We start from the raw sequence: 19810 nt of genomic DNA on the forward strand, positions 1-19810 counted from the left end.
ACCGACCGGGCAACGCACCTTCTCGATCGGCTTCCCCACCTCGATGCCGAGCGTCGAGACGTCACTCCGCGGGTGGCTCCGGGGGTTGCTGGTCCTCCGACTCCTCGGCACGAGCCGCCCGAACGCGCACGACGCCGCTCTCGAGGTCGAGCCCGACGACACGGCCGCGCTCACCGGTGTCCTCGGAGCCCTCGACGCCCTCGAGGTGCGGGGACCGGAAGATGCCACCGAAGGCCGTCATGGCGCCAGGATAGACATCGGCTCCGCAGCGGGTCTCCGCTCGCTCAGCGCCCCGTCCGCTGCCGCACCCGCGCCGCCTCGCGGGTGAGGTGGTCGCGCTCGGGCACGCTGGTCGCGGCGCGGGACGCCTCGGCGTACAGGTCCGCGGCGCGCTCCAGGTCGCCGGCGCGCTCGTGCAGGTAGGCCGACGCCGCGGCGTGGCGCGGCACGCCGGGGTCCACCTCGGCGAGCGCCGCCAGGCCCGCGTGTGCGCCGTCGGCCTCGCCCACCGCCACCGCGCGGTTGAGCCGGACCACCGGGCTCTCGGTGAGGCGGAGCAGCTCGTCGTACCACTCCACGATCTGCACCCAGTCCGTCTCGGCCGCGCTCGGGGCGTCGGCGTGCAGGGCGGCGATCGCGGCCTGCGCCTGGTAGTCGCCCAGACGGTCTCGGGCCAGCGCCGCCTGCAGGATCGCCACCCCCTCGGCGATCAGCCCGGTGTCCCAGCGTGACCGGTCCTGCTCGGCGAGCGGCACCAGGCGACCTCCCGGCCCGGTGCGCGACACGCGCCGCGCGTGGTGGAGCAGCATCAGCGCGAGCAGCCCCGCGACCTCGGGCTCGTCGGTCAGGGCGGCGAGCTGGCGGGTGAGGCGGATGGCCTCGGCCGCGAGGTCGGTGTGGTCCGGGCTGTCCCCGCCGTAGCCCTCGTTGAACACGAGGTAGAGCACCCGCAGCACGGTCGCGAGGTCGCCGGGCCGGTCGAGCGGCCGCCCCGCGATCCGCCGCTTGGCCCGGCTGATCCGCTGCGCCATCGTGGCCTCGGGGACGAGGTACGCCTCCGCGATCTGCCGGGTCGTCAGGCCGCCGACCGCGCGCAGGGTCAGGGCCACCGCCGACGCCGGCGCCAGGTCGGGGTGTGCGCACAGGAAGTACAACCGCAGGGTGTCGTCGGCGGCGGCCCCCGGTTCGGCGGGCGGTTCGGCGTCCACCGCGACCTCGCGCCCGCGCCGCGACGCCTCGGCGCGCGTGGCGTCGAGGAACTTCCGCCACGCCACCGCGACCAGCCACCCCTTCGGGTCGTGCGGCGGGTCGTCCGGCCAGGTCTCGAGCGCCTTGATCAGGGCTTCCTGCACGGCGTCCTCGGCCGACGCGAAGTCCGCGCCGCGCCGGCCGAGGACACCGATCACCGCGGGGACGAGCTCCCGCAGCAGGGCGGAGTTCACTCCGGCGATCCGGGCACGCCGGTGAGGAACGGGCGGACCTCGAGCCACTCGTGGATCGGCTCCCCACCCGCACCCGGCGCCGCGGACAGCTCCCCGGCCAGCTCGACCGCGCGGTCCCACGACTCCACGTCGACGATCATCCAGCCGGCGATGAGGTCCTTGGTCTCGGCGAACGGGCCGTCGGTCACCGGCGGGCGCCCCTCGCCGTCGAAGCGCACGAACGCGCCCTCGGCCGCGAGCGCCTGGCTGTCGACGAACTCCCCGGTCTCGACGAGGCGCTGCGCGAAGTCGCTCATGTACTGCATGTGCGCGTCGACCTCCTCGGGCGTCCACTCGTCCATCGGCGCCCAGTCGACGGCCGGGGCCGGGCCGCCGCGGTAGTGCTTGAGGATGAGGTACTTCACGGCGTTCCTCCTTCGTCGTGGCGGCCCCCGTGGCCGCTCGTGCTCCGGGGACGGAGCCGGCGCCGCGTCCTCGACATCGCCACGAGGAACACCCCGCCCACCGTCCGCGTTGTTCCGGTGAACGGAAGTCCGGATCGATGCTGGAGGGAGACGTGGTCGTGGTGCGGGGCGTCGGCAACGGGCTGAAGACCGCGGTGTTGTTGGGTGGTCTGTCGGCGTTGATCCTGCTGGCGGGCCAGTGGATCGGCGGGACGACCGGGCTGCTGGTCGCCGGTCTGATCGCGCTGGCGATGAACGGGTTCTCGTACTTCTACTCGGATCGCCTCGCGCTGCGCGCGATGCGTGCCGTCGAGGTCGGACCGCGCGAGGCACCGGGACTCCACCGCATGGTCCGCGAGCTCTCCGCGCGGGCGGGCATGCCGATGCCGCGGCTCTACATCTCGCCGACCTCGGCGCCGAACGCCTTCGCCACGGGACGCAGCCCCGAGCACGCCGCGGTGTGCGTCACCGAGGGCATCCTCGGCCTGCTGAGCGAGCGGGAGCTGCGTGGTGTGCTGGGACACGAGATCAGCCACGTCGGCAACCGTGACGTCCTCATCGCCTCGGTGGCCGCCGGGCTGGCCAGCATGGTCATGATCCTCGCGAACCTCGCCCAGCTCGGCGCGCTGTTCGGGTTCGGCTCCGTCGACGACGACGGGCCGGGGCTGCTGGAGGTGCTGCTCTTCGCGCTGCTGGGGCCCGTGGCGGCGGGTCTGATCCAGGCGGCGATCAGCCGCTCCCGCGAGTTCGAGGCCGACGCCTCCGGGGCGCGGGTCACGGGCGACCCGCTGGCCCTGGCCGCCGCGCTGGCGAAGATCGAGCGGGCCGCCCGCGCCCGTCCGCTGGTCGCCGACGGCCGGACCGCTCCGGTGAGCGCCCTGATGATCGCCAACCCGTTCTCGGCCGCGTCCGCCGCGCGGTGGTTCTCCACCCACCCGGACACCGCCGAGCGGATCGCCCGGCTGCAGGCGATGAGCCGGGGCGTCGCTCGCGTCTGAGATCGCGGTCCGAGGCCTGGACCGGGCCCGTGGTGGTCGCCCTGGGGCGGTGGCCCCACAACTCAGGGAGGTGGCCGGCACGCGCCGTCAACGGCGCGCGCCCAGCTCCCGGGCCCGGTGGAGCACCGCGTCGAGCATCGACGGCGTGAGACGGCCGGTGGCCGTGTTCTGCGGGCCGGGGTGGTAGCAGCCGAGGAGCGCGAGGCCCTCCCGCGGCCCCGCCGCGACGACGTGCTCGGCGCCGTGCCCGAACCGCGGCCGCGGCCGCACGCCGGCCCAGGTCGCGGCCGCGTCCCAGGCGAAGCCGCCGAGGCACACCAGCACGCGCACCCGGCCCAGCGCGTCGACCTCCTCGGACAGCCAGCGCAGGCACGTGTCGCGCTCCTGCGGCGTCGGGCGGTGGTCGGGCGGCGGGCAGCGCACGGCGGAGGACATCCACGCCCCGTGCAACCGCAGCCCGTCGTCCACGTGGCGCGAGGTCGGCTGGTTCGCCAACCCCGTCCGGTGCAGCGCGGCGACGAGGACGTCGGCCGTGCGGTTGCCGGTGAAGGCGCGACCGGTCCGGTTCCCACCGTGCGGCGCCGTGGCCAGGCCGAGGACGTGGACCGTCGCGTCGGGGTCGCCGAACCCGGGCACCGGCCGCGCCCACGAGGTCGCGGCGGGCTCGGCCTCCCGGCGCGCGGCCACCAGCCGCGGACAGGCCTCGCAGTCGGCGATGCGGGCGGCGAGGTCGGCGAGGCGCCGCCCGCGCGGGTCGGTCAGCGCACCAGGAGCGAGCGACCGCGGCGGATCGCACGCCCGACCCGGAGCGGCACCCACCGGGCGAGCACGCGCACGAGCTGCGTGTAGCCCGGCGTCGGTCCGACGTAGAAGGCGACGCCCTTCGGACCGCTGACCATCTCGCCGTTGCGCACGTCGTAGCGGGCCCCGTGCCAGGGGCAGACCAGGCAGCCCTCGTCGTCGACGCGGCCGTCGGAGAGGTCGCGGAGCTGGTGCCGGCAGCGCCGCGTCACCGCGAACGGCTCGCCGCGGCTCTCCCCCACCGCATACCTGCCGACGCGACGGACCCCGCCCGGCGGCGGGGCCTCGACCTCGGCCCAGCCCTGGGTGTCCTCGGCGTGCGTCACGCTCCCGGCCCCCGTTCGTCGGGCGCCGGCGTCACGCCGCCGCCGGTGTGGTGGTCACCGCGGGGTCGCCGGAGCGGAGGACGGCGAAACGGCACGCGTTCCTCCCGCCGTACCGAACGTATAGCGCGGGACGGGTCTTGCCGCAAGACCCGGGTCCTTCGGCACCATCACCCGCCGTCAGCGGCCACGACGACGTGAGGGGGCCCGTGACGGCGCGGGAGCACGACCAGGAACTGCGGGGCGAGCAGGCCTACGTGGCCGGGCTGTATGCGCGGCTCGACGCCGAGCGTGCACGGGTGCAGGGCGAGTACCGGACGGCCCTGCGGGGCACCGGCGGGACACCGCTGGAGCGCGACGACCGGGTTCGCGCCGCGGCGAAGCAGGTGCGGCGCCTCGACGTCGCGGACGACGGGCTGTGCTTCGGGCGGCTGGACGACGCCGCGGGTGAGCGGTCGTACATCGGGCGGATCGGAATCCTCGACGAGGACGACGACTACGCGCCCCTGCTGCTCGACTGGCGGGCGCCGGCGGCGCGCCCATTCTACGTCGCCACCGGCGCGCATCCGGAGGGCATGCGCCGGCGCCGGCAGTTCCACACTCGTGGGCGGCGGGTCGTCGACTTCACCGACGAGCTGCTCGGTCGCCCGGACGGTGCGGGCAGCGACCCGGACGACGGCGACGCGGCGCTGCTGGCGGCGGTCAACGCTCCGCGGGGCGAGGGCATGCGCGACATCGTCGCGACGATCCAGGCCGAGCAGGACGAGATCATCCGGCTCGACCACCCCGGGGTGACCGTGATCGAGGGCGGGCCGGGGACGGGCAAGACCGTCGTGGCGCTGCACCGCGTCGCGTACCTGCTCTACACCCAGCGGGAGCGGATGGAGCGCCACGGCGTGCTGGTCGTCGGACCGAACCCGGCGTTCCTGCACCACATCGGGCGCGTGCTGCCGTCGCTGGGCGAGTCCGACGTGGTGTTCACGACCACCGGCGGCCTCGTGCCCGGCCTCCGCGTCACCGCCGAGGACACCCCGGACGCGGCGCGGCGGAAGGGGTCGCTCGCGGTGCTCGACGTGCTCGCGGCGGCGATCGCCGACCGGCAGCGCCTGCCCGCCGAACCGATCCCGATCCCCCTCGAGGACACCACGGTGCGGATCGACGCCGAGACCGCCGCGTGGGCGCGGGAGGAGGCGCGGGCGGGCGGGCTCGCCCACAACCCGGCGCGGGCGGTGTTCACCGAGATCGTCACCTATGTGCTCACCGAGCGGGCGACCTCGCGCATCGCCCGCGGCTGGCTGACCCGCGACGACCGCGACGCCTGGGAGCAGATCCGGGCCGACGTCGGCGGTGAGCTCGCGGAGAGCGAGGCGCTGGCCGCGGCGCTCGACGCGCTGTGGCCGGTCCTCACGCCGGAGACCGTGCTGGCCGACCTGTACGCCTCGCCCGAGCGGCTGCGGGCCGCCGGCGCGGACGCGGCGCTGCACCGGGCCGACGGTGCGGCCTGGACGGTGTCGGACGTCCCGCTGCTCGACGAGCTGGTCGACCTGCTGGGGCCGTCGGCGCCGCCCGACCGGTCGGCCGAGCAGGAGCGCCGCGCGGAGGCCGCCTACGCCGCGGGCGTCATGGAGATCCTGGCCCTGGACCGCGAGGAGCTGGACGAGGACCTGGGCGTGGCCGTCGGGGACCTCATCCACGCCGAGGGCCTGGGCGAGCGGTTCGTCGAGCGCGACACCCGCGAGCTCGCCGAGCGTGCTGCCGCCGACCGCGACTGGACCTACCGCCACGTCGTGGTCGACGAGGCCCAGGAGCTCTCGGCGATGGACTGGCGGGTGCTCATGCGGCGCTGCCCGAACCGCTCGTTCACCGTGGTCGGCGACCTCGCCCAGCGCCGGTCGCCGGCCGGGGCGACGTCGTGGGGTGCCGTGCTCGACCGCTACGTGCCGGGCCGCTGGGTGTACCGCTCGCTGACGGTGAACTACCGCACCCCGGCCGAGATCATGGCGGTGGCGGCCGGGGTGCTCGCCGAGTTCGCGCCGGGGGTGTCGCCGCCGGAATCGGTGCGCGCGAGCGGCGTACGGCCGTGGGCGCGCCCGGTCACCGACGACGACCTTCCCGCCGCCGTCGAGGAGTTCGTCGCCGACGAGGCCGGGCGGGAGGGCACGAGCGTCGTCATCGGGCCGCCGGAGGTGCCCGGCGCGGTCGCGGCGTCGGCGACGAAGGGCCTGGAGTACGACGCCGTGCTGGTCGTCGACCCGGCGCGCATCCTCGCGGACGGTGTGCACGGCGCCGCCGACCTCTACGTGGCGCTCACCCGCGCCACCCAGCGCCTCGGCGTGCTGCACCGCGACCCGCTGCCGGTCGCCCTGAGCGGGTTCGCGGAGGCCCCGGCGGGGGCCGGGACCGGTCAGGGGTGGTAGTCGTTGGCCACCCGCTCGGCGGCGAGCAGAGCGGCGAGGTCGGGCTCGGCGGTGGGCGCCGGGGTGTGGTCGGGGGTCTCGTCCGGGGTCACGGCATCCGCCGTCCCGGGGGACGCCCCCTCCGGGGGTGTCGTCTCGGGGATCATCCGCGTCTCCTCACCGCTCGCCGGATGTCCCAGCCTGCCCGATGCCCCGGGCCCGCGACAGGGGGACGAGCGCTGCGCTCAGCGCGCGCGGCGGCCCCGGCTGCACGTGGTGAGGGCCTCGAGCAACGGGGCGAGGCGGTGGCCCTCCGGCGTGAGCACGTACTCGGTACGCGGCGGTCGGGCGTCGAGCACGCGGCGCTCGATCAACCCCGCCGCCTCGAGGTCGGCCAGGCGCGCCGCGAGCGTCGCGGGCGGCACCTGACCGAGCGCCTGCTCGAACTCGGAGAAGCGGGCCGCCCCGAGGTGCGCGGCGTAGAGCACCGAGAGCGACCAGCGTCGCTCCAGCAGCGCCGTCAGCGCGCGCACCTCGGGCGGCACGGGTTCCCGCGAGCACATGTCAGACGGCCACCTCGAGGGCCGGCCCCTCGACGGACTCGGCAATCGGCTCGAGCGCGACGTCGAGGACCTCGCCGATCGTCATCGACGGGTGGAACTCGAGCTGCCCGGCCACGTCGGCGGGGACGTCGTCGAGGTCCGCGCGGTTGCGCTCCGGGACGACGATCTGCGTCAGGCCCGCCGCGTGCGCCGCCAGCACCTTCTGCTTGACCCCGCCGATCGGGAGCACGCGGCCCTGCAGGGTCAGCTCGCCGGTCATCGCGACCGTGTGCCGCACCGGACGCCCGGTCAGCAGCGACACCAGGGCGGTGGCCATGGTGACGCCGGCCGACGGGCCGTCCTTCGGGATCGCGCCCGCGGGGACGTGCACGTGGAACGAGCGTCCCTCGAACGCGTCCTCGGCGATCCCCAGCTCCGCGGCATGCGCGCGCACCCAGGACAGCGCGATCCGGGCCGACTCCTTCATCACGTCACCCAGCTGACCGGTGAGCACGAGGCCCTCGCCCGGCATGGACGCCGCCTCGATGAACAGGACGTCACCGCCCGCGCCCGTCACGGCCATGCCGGTCGCGACACCCGGCACCGCGGTCCGCTCGACGGCCTCGGTGAAGAACCGCTGCCGGCCGAGGTGCCGGCGCACCACGTCGCTGTCGACGACGACCCCGCCGGAGCCGCCCGCCACCTCCGTCGCGATCTTGCGGACCAGCTTGCCCAGCTCGCGGTCGAGCTGGCGGACGCCGGACTCGCGGGTGTACTCGGACACGACCAGACGCAGCGCCGACTCGTCGGCGGTCACGTCGCCATCGACACCGCCGGTGAGGCCGGCGCTCGCGATCTGCCGCGGCAGCAGGTGGTCCCGCGCGATGGCGACCTTCTCCTCGACGGTGTAGCCGTCGAAGGAGATGACCTCCATGCGGTCGAGCAGCGGGCCCGGGATCGTCTCCAGCTGGTTGGCCGTCGCGAGGAACACCACCTGCGAGAGGTCGATCTCGACGTCGAGGTAGTGGTCGCGGAAGGCGTGGTTCTGCGCCGGGTCGAGGACCTCCAGCAACGCCGCGGACGGGTCGCCGCGCCAGTCGGCGCCGACCTTGTCCACCTCGTCGAGAAGGATCACCGGGTTCATCGTGCCCGCGTCGCGCAGCGCCCGCACCAGGCGGCCGGGCAGGGCTCCGACGTAGGTCCGCCGGTGACCGCGGATCTCGGCCTCGTCCCGGACGCCGCCCAGCGACATGCGGACGAACTCGCGGTTCATCGCCCGGGCGACCGACTCGCCGATCGAGGTCTTGCCGGTGCCGGGCGGCCCGACCAGCGTGAGGATGGTGCCGGCCCTGCGGTCGTCCTCGACGCCGCGGTCACGACGCAGCTTGCGGACGGCCAGGTACTCGACGATGCGGTCCTTGACGTCCTCGAGGCCGGTGTGATCGGCGTCGAGCACGCCCCGGGCCGCGACGGGGTCGAGCTGCTCCTCGGAGCGCTCCGACCACGGCAGGGCCAGCAGCCAGTCGAGGTAGGTGCGGATCATCGAGGACTCGCCGGACTGCTCGCCGGTGCGCTCCAGGCGGGCGAGCTCGCGCTCGGCCTGCTCGCGCACGTGGTCGGGCATGCCCGCCGCCTCGATCTTCGCGCGGTAGTCGTCGCCGCCGTCACCGGAGCCCTCGCCGAGCTCCTTGCGGATCGCCTCGAGCTGGCGGCGCAGCACGTACTCGCGCTGCTGCTTCGCCGCGCCGGACTCGACGTCCTCGCGCAGCGACTTGCGCACCTGCAGCTCCGCGAGCCGCTCGCGCTGCACGCCTACGGCCAGCTCCAGGCGCTCGCGAACGTCGAGCGTCTCGAGCAGGCTCACCTTCTCGTCGTAGGAAATCTCCGGCACCCAGCCGGCCGTGTCCGCCAGCGCGCCGGGCTCGTCGATGCCGCGCAGGAACGCGGCCACGCGGCCGTCGTCCTCGCGCAGCTCGAGGATCTCGTCCACCACCGCGCGATACGTGGATTCCAGCTCGCGGATGCGCCCGTCGCGCTCCGTGCTGTCCGGGTAGGGCGTCACCTCGACGCGCAGGTGCCCTGCGTCGTCGGGACTGCCCGTCCCGGCCTTCCCGCGGTGCACGCCGGTCAGCTGCACGGCGGTCACGCCGTTCGGCAGCCGGGTGCGGCCCGTCACGTCGGCGACGGTGCCGACCGCCGCGAACTGCCCCTCGTGGCGCGGGACGAGCAGCACCTGCTCGCCCTCCTCGGCGCCGACCTCGGCGGCCGGGACCACGACGGTCATGCCCGGGAAGATCACATTGTCGTCGACGGGGACCAGCAGCAGCTCGGTCATGCGTCACTCCATCACTCGTACTCGGTAGAAGCTACAAGTGTTGAAGTGGCTACGGTATTCCGTGCCGACGAGCGCCGGCCGGCCCGCACAGCTCGCGGCCCGGCCGGCGCTGCGCGCGTCAGCCGACCACGGTGTCGATCCCCTCGTGGTGCTTCTCGAACTTCACGTAGTCGTCCTCCATGATCGCCCGCGGATTGAACATGGGGTCGGCGAGGACGCCGTGGACACGGCGGCGCTGCATGCCCATGTTCCCGCCGTCGTAGATCGGGAGCACCGCGGCCTCCCGGAGGATCTTGCCGAAGCCGTTCTTGGTCTCCAGGCTGTTGACGCCCACGATCTGCAGGCACTTGTAGACGCAGTCGAACATCAACTCGGTGACCTGGATCTTGTTCATGGCACCCACGAGCTCGGCGTGCTGGTCGTGCTTGTCGAGGTAGTCCGCGGCGCGCCAGGAGAAGTACCGACCCATCTCGATCTTCGCGGCGACGTCGCCGAGCACGTAGCCGACGTTCTGGAAGCCGATGATCGGCCTCAGGGCACCGGCGGTGTTGCCCTTGGCGAACTCCAGGGCCATCTCGTAGGCCGCCCGTGCCATGCCGACGGCGGCGATGGCCGCGACCGGGCCGGACCACGCGAAGTTGCGGTTGATCACGAGGTCGCCGTTGCCCTCGGCGCCCGGGAGCAGGTTCGCCGCGGGGATGCGGGCGTCCTCGAAGACGATCTCGGCGTTCGAGGCGAGCCGGTGGCCGACCTTGTCGAGGTGCTTGTAGGTGACCCCGGGCGTCCCCCGCTCGAGGACGAGCGCCGAGAGCCCCTCGGTGCCGCCCTTCTCGGAGTCGGTGCGGACGATCAGCGTCCCGGCGTTGACGCCCTGCTCGTCCCACCCGGCCGAGGACGGCCAGTACTTGCGCCCGTTGACGACGAACTCGTCGCCGTCGCGGACGGCGGTCAGCCGCACGCCGGCCGGTCGCGGCAACGGGATGTCGAAGTTGGCGGTGCCCGACGGGTTGCCGGGCGGCTCGCTCGCGGTCCAGCCCCCGAGGTACTCCCCCGCCGGGTCGGACGTCGCGGCCCGCAGGAAGCGCTCCTTCTGCTCATCGCTCCCGTACCAGGCGATCGGCATGAGCCCGAGCCCGTTGCACAGCACCGTGCACGCGAACCCGGGGTCGACGACACAGATCTCCTCCGCGGCGATCACCAGGTCGACGCAGGACACACCCCCGCCCCCGTACGCGGCCGGCAGCATGCACATCGCGATGCCCGCCTTGTACGCCTCGACGTAGGCCGGCTTGGTCATCTGGAAGCCCTTCAGCGGGTCGGGCTCCGCGTCGGCGTCGGCCACGACGGGCTTGAGGACGTTCTCGGCGAACGCCCGGACCTCGTGCTGCAGCTTCTTCTGCTCGTCCGACATCGTGAAGTTGACGGTCATGGTGACGCTCCTGCTCTCGGTACATCTCCCGCCACGTGCGAGCGGGATCAGAGGTATCCGCCGTGCGTCTTCTCCTCGACACGGCGAGCCGGAGGGTCGCGCCGTGCCCGGTGGCTGCGGAAGCCATGCGGCACGGACGACCCCACATCGGTCACGAGTGGCGGATCCGGTGTCACGAGCGGCGTCAGGGCCGTCCGGCGGTGTCCTCGCCGGCCGGACGAGAACTAGCATCCGCGATACTCCTTCCGAGGCCCGCGAGGACAGCCCGATGACCCAGGACGAGCACGGCCCGGCGATCGGCCCGGTGGTCTCCCGGACGCGGCGCGGGCGCGAGCCGACCCGGGCCCGATCGAGACGAGCAGGTCATGAGGCACACGAGCCACGCCGACTTCGCGCTGCGGGTCCTGCTCTACCTCCGCGTGGCACCCGGCCGCCGGGGCTCGGTCGGCGACATCGCGCAGGCCCACGACATCTCTCGTCACCACCTGCTCAAGGTCGTGCAACGGCTGGCCGGTGCCGGCCTCGTCACGACCTCACGGGGTCGCGGGGGCGGTGTCCGGCTGATCCGCGACCCGTCCTCGATCAGCGTCGGCGAGGTGATGCGGGTGATGGAGAAGGACTTCGCCGTCGTCGAGTGCCTGGGGCCGGCACGCTTCTGCCGCGTCGCGGGCGTCTGCGGGGCCCGCAGCGTCTTCAGCCGTGCCCTCGACGCGTACTTCGAGGTCCTCGACCGGGCGACGCTGGAGGACATCGCGGCCAACGACCTCGGTCTGCGGGGTGCCCTGGGGCTGGTGCCCGGGGCCGGCCGGTAGTCCCGGCGCCGTCGACCGAGGCCCGGCACCGCACCCCGACCGGGATCCATGACGACGGCGGCCGGGAGGACGCACGGTGCCCATCGACTTCTCCCTGACGGCCGAGCAGAGGAAGCTGAAGGCCGACGCCCGGGAGTTCGCCCGGGAGGTCCTGCGCCCCGTGGCCGAGCGCGCCGACGCCCTGCCGGACCCGCAGGACGCGTTCCGGGCGATGAAGCCGGTCTACGAGCAGGCGGCCGCCCGCGGGTACACCAGCATGTTCCTCCCGGAACGGTACGGCGGCGGCGGCGCGTCGATGGTCGACTTCCTCCTCGCGATCGAGGAGCTGTGCGCGGTCGACCCGGGCTTCCCCACCGTCCTGCTCGTCAACGGCCTCGCGCTCATGCCGCTGCTCCGCCACGGCACCGAGGCCCAGCGCGAGAAGTGGATCGGGCGGGCGGCCGCGGACGTGCGCGGCGACTTCCTCGCCGGATGGGTCGTCAGCGAACGCGGGGGCACGGCGAACTTCGACCACCCGAGCCCCCGCGCCGGCATCCAGCTGGTCGCCGACCACGACCGCGCCCGCGGGGAGTACGTCCTGCACGGCGAGAAGCACTGGCCGTGCAACGCCGGGGGCTGGGACCTGCAGGGCGCCGACGTCAACCTCTGCGTCGTGCGCACCGACCGCGCCAAGGGCGGCAAGGACGCCCTCAGCGCCGTGCTCGTCGAGCGCGGCACGCCGGGGGTCGAGTACGCCGTCATCGACAAGATGGCCCACCGCACGTGCCAGAACGTGACCATGACCTTCCGCGGCGTGCGGGTCCCCGCGGAGAACCTCCTCGCGGAGGGGGACGGGGACCTGCTCGTGAACCGGAACTTCACGTGGTCCGCGCCGATCGCGGGCATGGCGGCCGTCGCCGTCGCCCGCGCCGCCTACGACTTCGCGCTGAAGTGGGCCAAGACCTACACCGGCGGCGGCTCCGGCCCGATCATCGACCACCAGGCGGTCGGGCACCTGCTGGCCGAGGTCGCGGCCAAGATCGAGGCCGGCCGGTACCTGTGCTGGAAGGCCGCCCACGACCTGGACGCGTGCGACGGCGAGGCCCACGCGATCGGCGGGATGAGCAAGACGTTCTGCGGCGACCTCATGCAGAGCGTGGTGTTCGACTGCATGCGGATCGTGGGCGTGAACGCCCTCGACCGGAAGTTCCCCATGGCCAAGCTCTTCCGGGAGTCGATGGTCTTCCCCCTCTACGACGAGGGCAACCTGGCGATGCAGCGGCGCCGGACGTGGGGCGTCATGGCCGACCCGTCGTTCTCCCCGGACACCGTCGTCGACGGTGAGCGGCTCACGTTCACCAAGTCGATGGAGGGCTACGGAGTGATCTCGGAGGTCCGCTGACGTGGACACGTCCGCACCTCCCTCGCGCTCGTTCGACCGGGCCTTCTCCCGTACCTACGCGGCCTGGGAGCGGTTCGCCTCCGGGAGCGGCGACGCCTCCGGGGTGCCGCGCTCCATCGCCCTGTCGTGGCACCGGTGTCGCGACGTCTACCGGATCGACCCGACCACCGCGCAGGCCGAGGCCGTCCGCGGCGCTCCCGCCGGCCCCGTGCACGGCCGCGTCCTGGCCGAGCTGGGCGCCCTCGCCGCGTCGTTCATGGCCGGCGCGGAGAACCGGTTGGTGGCGGTGTCGGACGGGGCGGGCGCCGTCCTGGCGGCGTGGGGCTCCGGTCCGGCGGGCCGTCGCGCACCGGACACCGGCTTCTTCCCGACCATGCGCTGGTCGGAGGCCGTGACCGGCACCAACGCCATCGGCACCACGATCGTGCAGCGGCGGGTGTGCTCGGTCTGCGGACCGGAGCACTGGAGCACGGTCCTGCACCCGTGGAGCTGCACGGGCGTCGCCGTCCCGGACCCGGTGACCGCCGCGCCCCTGGCGACGCTGACGGTCGCGAGCTGGCGGGAGATGGTGTCGGTCCGGCCGAGGGACCTCCTGCTCGCGACGGAGCCGCTCGTGACGGCCCTGCACGAGGCGGCCGCGCGTCACCGCCGGCTGATCGCGGAGGCGTTCGTCGACCTCGACCGACGCAGTTCGGGTGCGGTCGTGGCGCTCGACCTGTCGGGCCGCGTCGTCGCCGCGAACGACGCGGCCCGCCGGCGCGGAGCCGTCCCCGGGGAGCACGCCGTCGAGCGGCCGGTCACGTCCCGGCACGACATCCGCAGCCTCGGCCACCTCGTCCACGAGGTCCGCGAGCGTGTCCGCGAGGACCCCGGCTGGCAGGGCACGGTGTCGCTGTGGTCGGCGCTCACCGCCGACGACGAGACGTATCGCGTCGTGCCCGTCGTCGCCGGCGCCGACCCGATCGCGTTCCTGGCGTGTACCGACGCCCGCGTCGGGGCCGGAGACCCGCTCGATCGTCTCGTGGCGACCCCGGACCGTCCGCGCCACCCGGCCCCCCGCGTGCCCGCCCTCGGCGCGGGTGGACAGCTCGTGGTGCTCCATCCCTCGGAGGTCCGCTACGCGCGATCGGACGGCCACGCCGTGTGGCTGGTCACCGATCACGGGCCGATGCGCGCCACGACGCGGGGCATCGACCAGGTCGAGCACGAGCTGTCGCCGCTCGGCTTCCTCCGCGTGCACCGCAGCTACCTCGTCAACGTCGGCCGCGTCCGGGACATCGCCTCCGTCAAGGACCGGCTCGTCCTGAGCACCGCGCCCGGTGAGGACGAGCGCATCCCGGTCTCCCGGCGGTACGTGCCGGTGGTGCGACACGCCCTGGGCCTGTGACACCGCGTGGACCTTCCCGGGGAACCCGGGCGGTGGTGCACTGTGCCGGTGACGCACACACGCCCGGGGACGGCACCGTCCGCGCCGGTGCCGGGCTGGCGGGCCCTCAGCGCGGTGTTCCTGCTGGCGATGGGCGGCATCCACCTCTACCTGGTGTTCAACGGCACCGGCGGCGTCCTCGGCGACCTGTTCGTGCTCAACGCGATCGGGGGCCTGGTGCTCGCCGTCGCGATCCTGGCCGCGCGCGGGCGGCTGGTGCCGGTCGCCACCGTGCTGGGGCTGCTGTTCCTCGGGGGGTCGTGGCTGGCGCTCGTGCTCGCCCTGACCGTCGGCCTCTTCGGCATCCGCTCGAGCCTGGACTACGACCTCGCGCCGACCACGTTGGTCGTGGAGACGATCGGCACGGTGGTCCTGGCCGTCACCACGGTCCTGGTCCTCCGGCGGCGGTCGGGCTGACGGAGCCCTCGCGTCCCCTCGTTGCCCGGACCGCACGAACGTGTTCGGATTCCGGCGTGGGACCGGGCGACGCAGGAGCGTTCGACGTCGTGGTCGTCGGCGCCGGGTTCGCCGGGCTGGCGGTGCTGCACCTGCTGCGCGAGCGGGGGCTGCGGGTCCGCGCCTTCGACGCGGCGGGCGACGTCGGCGGCACGTGGTGGTGGCACGCCTACCCCGGCTCGCGGCTGGACACCGAGTGCGACCTCTACCAGTACTCCTTCTCCGAGTCGCTCTACCGCGACTGGGGCTGGAGCGAGCGCTATCCCGCGGGCTACGAGGTGCAGCGCTGGTTCCGCTTCGTGGCCGACCGGCTCGACCTGCGGCGTGACATCGCGCTGTCGACCACCGTCACCGCCGCCCGCTACGACGACGGCGCCTGGACCGTGCGCACCGACCGCGACGACACGGTCCGCACGCCGGTGCTCGTCACGTGCACCGGGCGGCTCCCCGTGGAACCGGGCCTCGGCACGGGCGGCTTCAGCGGCACGGTCCTGCGCACGGCGTCCTGGCGGGAGGACGGCCACGACCTGGCCGGGCTGCGTGTCGGGGTGGTCGGGACGACGGCGGCGGCGATCCAGCTGGTCCCGGCGGTGGTCGACCGGGTGGCCGGGCTGACCGTCGTGGCGGACCGGGCGCGCGACGTCGTCGCGCGGTCCAACCCGGTGTACGGCTGGCGCGAGCGCGAGGACTACCGGGCACGGTTCGCCGAGCTCCGCGACGCCCAGGCACCCGCCCCGCCCGCATCCGACCGGGCGGCGATGCGCGCCCGGCTCGGCGACGAGCGGCTCGCCGAGGTGCTGGTGCCCCACGGCGGGCCCGGTCCGGTCGCCCGGGACTCCGGGTGGCTCGAGGCCTTCGGCCGGGACCACGTGCGCCTCGTCCGGTCCGAGGAGGTCGCGCGCGTCGGGCCCACGGGCCTCGAGCTCACCGACGGCGCGGCGACCGAGCTCGACGTCCTCGTCGTCACCGACGACCCCGACGCCGGCCCGCCGGCACGCGAGTACCTCGGGCTGCCCGCGCGCCACCCGGCGCTGTTCACGGTGACCGCATCCGGTGCGGCGCCCTGCCGGCAGCTCGAGCGTGACGCCACCCGCGTCGCCGGGGCCGCCGCCGACCTGGTCGCCACCGGCCCGGGTCCGGCCGCCCCCGCCGTCCCCACCCCCGAGCTCCAGGAGCGATGACCGTGCGTGTGGCCACGCTGACCCGCTACCCCGTCAAGTCGATGCTCGGCGAGCGGCTCGAGCAGGCCGACCTCGACGCCGCGGGCCTGCCGCTCGACCGGCGCTACGGGCTGCTCGACGCCACCACCGGCTTCGTCGCCACCGCCAAGCACCCGCGGCTCTGGCGCCGGCTCCTGCAGTACTCGGCCACGACGGCCGACGACCGGGTGCGGGTCACCGCGCCGGACGGGCGCACGCGCGACGTCGACGACCCGCGCCTCGTCGACGAGCTCACCGCGGACCTGGGCCGCGCGGTCACCGTCGCGGCGAGCCGCGCCGCCGGGTCGGCGGTGGAGCGCCCCGACCCCGAGGACGTGCTCGAGCACGGCGTGGAGGCCACCGTCGCCGCGCCGACCCTGGAGATCGCCCAGGGCAGCGCCGCGGACACGTTCGTGGACTACGCGCCGGTGCACCTGATCACCACCGCGACACTCGACCGCATCGGCGTGGACCCCGTGCGCTACCGCCCGAACCTCGTCCTGGACACCGGGCCCGACACCGCCACCGACACCGAGGCCGACGCCGCGCCGTTCGCCGAGACCGACTGGGTGGGCCGGGAGCTGGCCGTCGGCGACGCGGTCCTGCGGGTCGTGCTGCCCACCCCGCGCTGCTCGGTGCCGACGCTCGAGCACGGCGACCTGCCCCGCGCCCCCGAGGCGCTGCGGCCGCTGCTGAGCGGCAACCGCATCGAGGTGCCCGGCTTCGGCGTGCTCCCGTGCGCGGGCGTCTACGCGGAGGTCGTGCGGGGCGGCACGGTGCGGCGGGGGGACGCGGTGACCCTGCGGTGACGGTCCACGGAGCGCCCATCCACGGAGCGCCCATCCACGGAGCACCCATCCACGGAGCACCCATCCACGGAGCACCCATCCACGGAGCACACTGGGGCACCTTCCGGCCGCGCGTCGAGGACGGCCGTCTCGTCGCGGCGGTGCCCTTCGAGCACGACCGCGACCCGTCGCCGCTGCTGGGCTCGCTGCCCGGCGCCGTGCACGCCGCCGGTCGCGTGACGCGCCCCGCGGCGCGGGCCCCGTGGCTGCGCGGCACCGGGGGCCGGCGCGGGGCGGACCCGTTCGTCGAGGTCTCCTGGGACACCGCGCTCGACCTCGTGGCCGGGGCCCTGGCGGGGACGCGCGAGCGCCACGGACCGGAGGCGATCTTCGGCGGGTCCTACGGCTGGGCCAGCGCGGGGCGGCTGCACCACGCGCGCACCCAGCTCCACCACTTCCTGGCCTGCCTCGGCGGGTTCTCCGGCCAGGTGTCGAACTACAGCTACGGCGCGGCCGACCGGATCCTGCCGCACGTCGTCGGCGACGCCTCGGCGGTCACCGGCCAGGTCGCGACGTGGGACGACATCGCCGCCGAGACCGACACGTTCCTCCTGCTCGGCGGCGCGCCGGCCAAGAACGTGCAGATGGAGTCCGGGGGCACCGGCGACCACCTCGCGCGCGACGGCCTGGCGCGCGTGCTCGCGGCCGGGACGCGGGTCGTGAACGTCAACCCCGTGCGCGGCGACGCCCCCGACCATCCGGGGGTGCAGTGGGTGCCGATCCGCCCCGGCAGCGACACCGCCCTGCTGCTGGCCCTCATGCGCTGCCTGGACGCCGACGGCGCGGTCGACGAGGGCTTCGTGGCACGCGCCACGGTCGGCGACGCGCGGCTGCGCGCCTACCTGCGCGGCCACGCCGACGGCGTCGACAAGACCGCCGCCTGGGCCGAGGCGATCACCGGCGTCCCGGCGGAGACGATCACCGACCTGGCGCGGCGGCTGCGCTCGGGCCGCACGCTGATCACCGCTACCTGGGCGCTGCAGCGCGCCGAGCACGGCGAGCAGCCCTACTGGGGCGTGATCGCGCTCGCCGCCTATCTGGGGCAGATCGGGCTGCGCGGCGGCGGGTTCGGCTTCGGGTACGGCTGCGTAGGGCGCACCGGCGGCACGTACCGGCCGTTCGGCACCCCGGCGTTCCACCCGCGGCCCAACCCGTGCCCGGTCCGCGTGCCGGTCGCGCGGCTCGCGGACATGCTGCTGCAGCCCGGCGAACCCTACGACTTCGACGGCGCCGTGCACCGCTACCCCGACGTGCGGCTCGTGTACTGGGCCGGGGGCAACCCGTTCCACCACCACCAGGACCTCAACCGGCTCGCCCGCGCCTGGCAGCGCCCGGAGACGGTCGTCGTCCACGAACCGTGGTGGACCCCGACCGCGCGCATGGCCGACGTCGTCCTGCCCGCCACGACGACGCTCGAGCGCGACGACATCGCCGCCACCTCCGGCGACCCGTGGCTCGTGGCGATGAAGGGCACGGTCGACCCGCCGGGCGAGGCCCGCAACGACCGGACCATCCTCGCCGCGCTCGCCGAGCGCCTCGGAGTCGCCGACGCCTACACCGGCGGGCGGGACGACGCGGCGGCGCTGCGCGCGATGTACGAGGAGGCGCGCCGGTCCGCCGCCGGGCGCGGCCACCCGCTGCCCGCCTTCGACGCGTTCTGGGCGCACGGGCACCACCGCTACGACCTCCCCGCGCCCCCGCCCCCGCTCGCCGCGTTCCGGCGCTCCCCCGCCGACGCCCCGCTGGGCACGCCGTCGGGGCGCATCGAGCTGTTCTCGGCCACCGTCGACGGCTTCGGCTACGACGACTGCCCGGGCCACCCGACCTGGCTCGAGCCCACCGAGTGGGCCGGCACCGCGACCGCCCGCACGCCGATCCACCTGCTCTCGCCCCAGCCCGGGACGCGGCTGCACAGCCAGCTCGACATGGCGGGGGTGAGCGCGGCATCCAAGATCGCCGGCCGCGAGCCGTGCGTGGTGAGCCGGCGCGACGCGCAGGAGCGCGGCGTCGCCGACGGCGACGTGCTGCGGGTGTGGAACGCGCGCGGTGAGACCCACGTCGGCGCCGTGGTGTCCGACGGCGTCGTCCCGGGCGTCGCGCTGCTGGCCACCGGCGCCTGGTGGACGCCCCTCGACCCCGGCGCGGACGACAGCCCCGAGCTGCACGGCAACCCCAACGTCCTGACCCGCGACGTCCCCGCCTCGCGGCTCTCGCAGGCCACGGCGGCGCAGTCGGTGCTGGTCGCGATCGAGCGTGTGGCCGCGCCGGTGCCCTATCGCGACCCCCACGCGCCGCCGGCGTTCGCCGATCCCCCGCCCGCCGATCCCCCACCCGCCGATCCCCCGCCCTGGCCGTAGCCGCCGAACGCGACCCGCGCCCGCTCCAGCTGCTCGGCGTCGAGGAGGCGGGGCTCGCCGAGCGCGCGGGCCTGCGCGTAGAGCCGGCAGAGCCACTCGAGCAGGACGCCGCGCTCGTAGGCCTGGGCCAGGTCGTCGCCGTACGTCGTGGCCCCGTGGTTCGCCAGCAGCACCGCCGAGCGCCCCGCCAGCCCCTCGACCCCGAGGCGCGCGAGCTCCTCGGTGCCGTACGGCGCGTAGGGCGCGACGCGGACCGGACCCCCGAGCAGCACGACCATGTAGTGGATCGGCGGCAGCTCGTCGAGCAGGGTCGACAGGGCCGTCGCGTGCACCGGGTGCGTGTGCACGACGGCGCCGGCGTCGGTGCCCCGGTAGACCGCGGTGTGCATCGGCACCTCCGACGACGGCCGCAGGCGGCCCTCCACCGGCGTGCCGTCGAGGTCGACGACGACGACGTCCTCGGCGGTCAGGACGTCGTACGGGACGCCGGTCGGGGTGATCGCGACCAGGTCGCCCGCCCGCGTCGAGAGGTTGCCCGACGTCCCGACCGCGAGCCCGTCGGCGGCCATCCGCCGGGCGTGGGCCACGACGGCCTCGCGCTCGGCGCGCAGCCTCACGACAG

The 19810-nt window shown here is 74.9% G+C and carries 19 protein-coding genes; 9 read left to right on the forward strand and 10 right to left on the reverse strand.

Annotated features, from left to right (window positions below; genetic code table 11):
- Positions 1 to 61 precede the first annotated feature (61 nt).
- Genes C8D89_RS04410 through C8D89_RS04420 form a run of 3 tightly spaced genes read right to left on the reverse strand, consistent with a single transcriptional unit; the run spans position 62 to position 1846 of the window.
- Positions 62 to 241 (reverse strand): hypothetical protein, encoded by a 180-nt coding sequence (locus tag C8D89_RS04410; RefSeq protein ID WP_116706747.1) that lies wholly within the window; start codon positions 239 to 241, stop codon positions 62 to 64.
- Positions 242 to 284: 43 nt separating this feature from the next.
- Entirely contained in the window at positions 285 to 1442 is a 1158-nt protein-coding gene (locus C8D89_RS04415; RefSeq protein ID WP_116706748.1) for an RNA polymerase sigma factor, read from the reverse strand.
- A complete protein-coding gene (locus C8D89_RS04420) occupies positions 1439 to 1846 on the reverse strand; it encodes a YciI family protein (protein WP_116706749.1) in 408 nt (135 codons plus the stop codon). The genes C8D89_RS04415 and C8D89_RS04420 overlap by 4 nt, the downstream gene beginning before the upstream one ends.
- 137 nt (positions 1847 to 1983) lie before the next feature.
- On the opposite strand from C8D89_RS04420, the gene C8D89_RS04425 reads away from it, so the two are divergent.
- The gene (locus C8D89_RS04425; protein ID WP_116706750.1) at positions 1984 to 2883 is read left to right on the forward strand and encodes a M48 family metalloprotease; all 900 of its coding nucleotides are present in this window, start codon (positions 1984 to 1986) and stop codon (positions 2881 to 2883) included.
- An 87-nt stretch (positions 2884 to 2970) separates the two neighbouring features.
- On the opposite strand, the gene C8D89_RS04430 is transcribed toward C8D89_RS04425, so the two are convergent.
- Positions 2971 to 3702: a uracil-DNA glycosylase gene (locus C8D89_RS04430; protein ID WP_207787012.1), complete on the reverse strand. Its 732-nt coding sequence runs from the start codon at positions 3700 to 3702 to the stop codon at positions 2971 to 2973.
- Positions 3642 to 4010: a Rieske (2Fe-2S) protein gene (locus C8D89_RS04435; RefSeq protein WP_116706751.1), complete on the reverse strand. Its 369-nt coding sequence runs from the start codon at positions 4008 to 4010 to the stop codon at positions 3642 to 3644. The genes C8D89_RS04430 and C8D89_RS04435 overlap by 61 nt, the downstream gene beginning before the upstream one ends.
- Before the next feature lie 206 nt (positions 4011 to 4216).
- On the opposite strand from C8D89_RS04435, the gene helR reads away from it, so the two are divergent.
- On the forward strand, positions 4217 to 6424 hold the full coding sequence (gene helR, locus C8D89_RS04440) for an RNA polymerase recycling motor ATPase HelR (protein ID WP_207787013.1): 2208 nt from the start codon (positions 4217 to 4219) through the stop codon (positions 6422 to 6424).
- Here helR and C8D89_RS29035 read toward each other — a convergent pair.
- The 4 genes from C8D89_RS29035 to C8D89_RS04455 all read right to left on the reverse strand — a co-directional run bounded on the left by C8D89_RS29035 (position 6412) and on the right by C8D89_RS04455 (position 10709).
- Positions 6412 to 6570, reverse strand: coding sequence for a hypothetical protein (locus C8D89_RS29035; RefSeq protein ID WP_165825536.1), 159 nt, complete (start codon positions 6568 to 6570; stop codon positions 6412 to 6414). The two genes, helR and C8D89_RS29035, sit on opposite strands and share 13 nt — an antisense overlap.
- 78 nt (positions 6571 to 6648) lie before the next feature.
- Positions 6649 to 6966, reverse strand: coding sequence for a winged helix-turn-helix transcriptional regulator (locus tag C8D89_RS04445; protein WP_116706752.1), 318 nt, complete (start codon positions 6964 to 6966; stop codon positions 6649 to 6651).
- A gap of 1 nt (position 6967) precedes the next feature.
- Positions 6968 to 9280, reverse strand: a complete 2313-nt coding sequence (gene lon / locus C8D89_RS04450; protein ID WP_116706753.1) for an endopeptidase La — start codon at positions 9278 to 9280, stop codon at positions 6968 to 6970.
- Between the two features lie 118 nt (positions 9281 to 9398).
- Positions 9399 to 10709 (reverse strand): acyl-CoA dehydrogenase family protein, encoded by a 1311-nt coding sequence (locus C8D89_RS04455; protein ID WP_116706754.1) that lies wholly within the window; start codon positions 10707 to 10709, stop codon positions 9399 to 9401.
- A 365-nt stretch (positions 10710 to 11074) separates the two neighbouring features.
- Here C8D89_RS04455 and C8D89_RS04460 point away from each other — a divergent pair, with 365 nt between their 5' ends.
- The 7 genes from C8D89_RS04460 to C8D89_RS04490 all read left to right on the forward strand — a co-directional run bounded on the left by C8D89_RS04460 (position 11075) and on the right by C8D89_RS04490 (position 19188).
- Positions 11075 to 11521 (forward strand): RrF2 family transcriptional regulator, encoded by a 447-nt coding sequence (locus C8D89_RS04460; protein WP_116706755.1) that lies wholly within the window; start codon positions 11075 to 11077, stop codon positions 11519 to 11521.
- Between the two features lie 76 nt (positions 11522 to 11597).
- Positions 11598 to 12902, forward strand: a complete 1305-nt coding sequence (locus C8D89_RS04465; protein ID WP_116706756.1) for an acyl-CoA dehydrogenase family protein — start codon at positions 11598 to 11600, stop codon at positions 12900 to 12902.
- A gap of 1 nt (position 12903) precedes the next feature.
- A complete protein-coding gene (locus tag C8D89_RS04470; RefSeq protein WP_116706757.1) occupies positions 12904 to 14289 on the forward strand; it encodes a DNA-binding protein in 1386 nt (461 codons plus the stop codon).
- 48 nt (positions 14290 to 14337) lie between these two features.
- On the forward strand, positions 14338 to 14745 hold the full coding sequence (locus tag C8D89_RS29040) for a hypothetical protein (protein WP_165825537.1): 408 nt from the start codon (positions 14338 to 14340) through the stop codon (positions 14743 to 14745).
- Positions 14746 to 14801: 56 nt separating this feature from the next.
- Positions 14802 to 15965 carry a flavin-containing monooxygenase gene (locus C8D89_RS04475; RefSeq protein WP_165825538.1) on the forward strand — a complete coding sequence of 388 codons (1164 nt, stop codon included), beginning with the start codon at positions 14802 to 14804 and terminating at the stop codon, positions 15963 to 15965.
- Positions 15962 to 16792 (forward strand): MOSC domain-containing protein, encoded by an 831-nt coding sequence (locus C8D89_RS04480; RefSeq protein ID WP_116706759.1) that lies wholly within the window; start codon positions 15962 to 15964, stop codon positions 16790 to 16792. Before C8D89_RS04475 ends, C8D89_RS04480 begins: the two co-directional genes overlap by 4 nt.
- Positions 16789 to 19188 (forward strand): molybdopterin-dependent oxidoreductase, encoded by a 2400-nt coding sequence (locus C8D89_RS04490; protein ID WP_423716650.1) that lies wholly within the window; start codon positions 16789 to 16791, stop codon positions 19186 to 19188. The genes C8D89_RS04480 and C8D89_RS04490 overlap by 4 nt, the downstream gene beginning before the upstream one ends.
- On the opposite strand, the gene C8D89_RS04495 is transcribed toward C8D89_RS04490, so the two are convergent.
- Positions 19104 to 19805, reverse strand: coding sequence for a class II aldolase/adducin family protein (locus C8D89_RS04495; RefSeq protein ID WP_207787014.1), 702 nt, complete (start codon positions 19803 to 19805; stop codon positions 19104 to 19106). The two genes, C8D89_RS04490 and C8D89_RS04495, sit on opposite strands and share 85 nt — an antisense overlap.
- Positions 19806 to 19810: the final 5 nt, after the last annotated feature.

It is taken from the genome of Actinomycetospora cinnamomea, assembly GCF_003096675.1.
GTDB lineage: Bacteria > Actinomycetota > Actinomycetes > Mycobacteriales > Pseudonocardiaceae > Actinomycetospora > Actinomycetospora cinnamomea.

Bases quoted from the DNA above. Each gene is read 5' to 3' on its own strand.
- C8D89_RS04445 (WP_116706752.1), bottom strand. From the start codon at position 6,966: ATGTGCTCGCGGGAACCCGTGCCGCCCGAGGTGCGCGCGCTGACGGCG.
- C8D89_RS04460 (WP_116706755.1), top strand. From the start codon at position 11,075: ATGAGGCACACGAGCCACGCCGACTTCGCGCTGCGGGTCCTGCTCTAC.
- C8D89_RS04425 (WP_116706750.1), top strand. From the start codon at position 1,984: ATGCTGGAGGGAGACGTGGTCGTGGTGCGGGGCGTCGGCAACGGGCTG.
- lon (WP_116706753.1), bottom strand. From the start codon at position 9,280: ATGACCGAGCTGCTGCTGGTCCCCGTCGACGACAATGTGATCTTCCCG.
- C8D89_RS29035 (WP_165825536.1), bottom strand. From the start codon at position 6,570: ATGATCCCCGAGACGACACCCCCGGAGGGGGCGTCCCCCGGGACGGCG.
- C8D89_RS04410 (WP_116706747.1), bottom strand. From the start codon at position 241: ATGACGGCCTTCGGTGGCATCTTCCGGTCCCCGCACCTCGAGGGCGTC.
- C8D89_RS04480 (WP_116706759.1), top strand. From the start codon at position 15,962: ATGACCGTGCGTGTGGCCACGCTGACCCGCTACCCCGTCAAGTCGATG.
- C8D89_RS04455 (WP_116706754.1), bottom strand. From the start codon at position 10,709: ATGACCGTCAACTTCACGATGTCGGACGAGCAGAAGAAGCTGCAGCAC.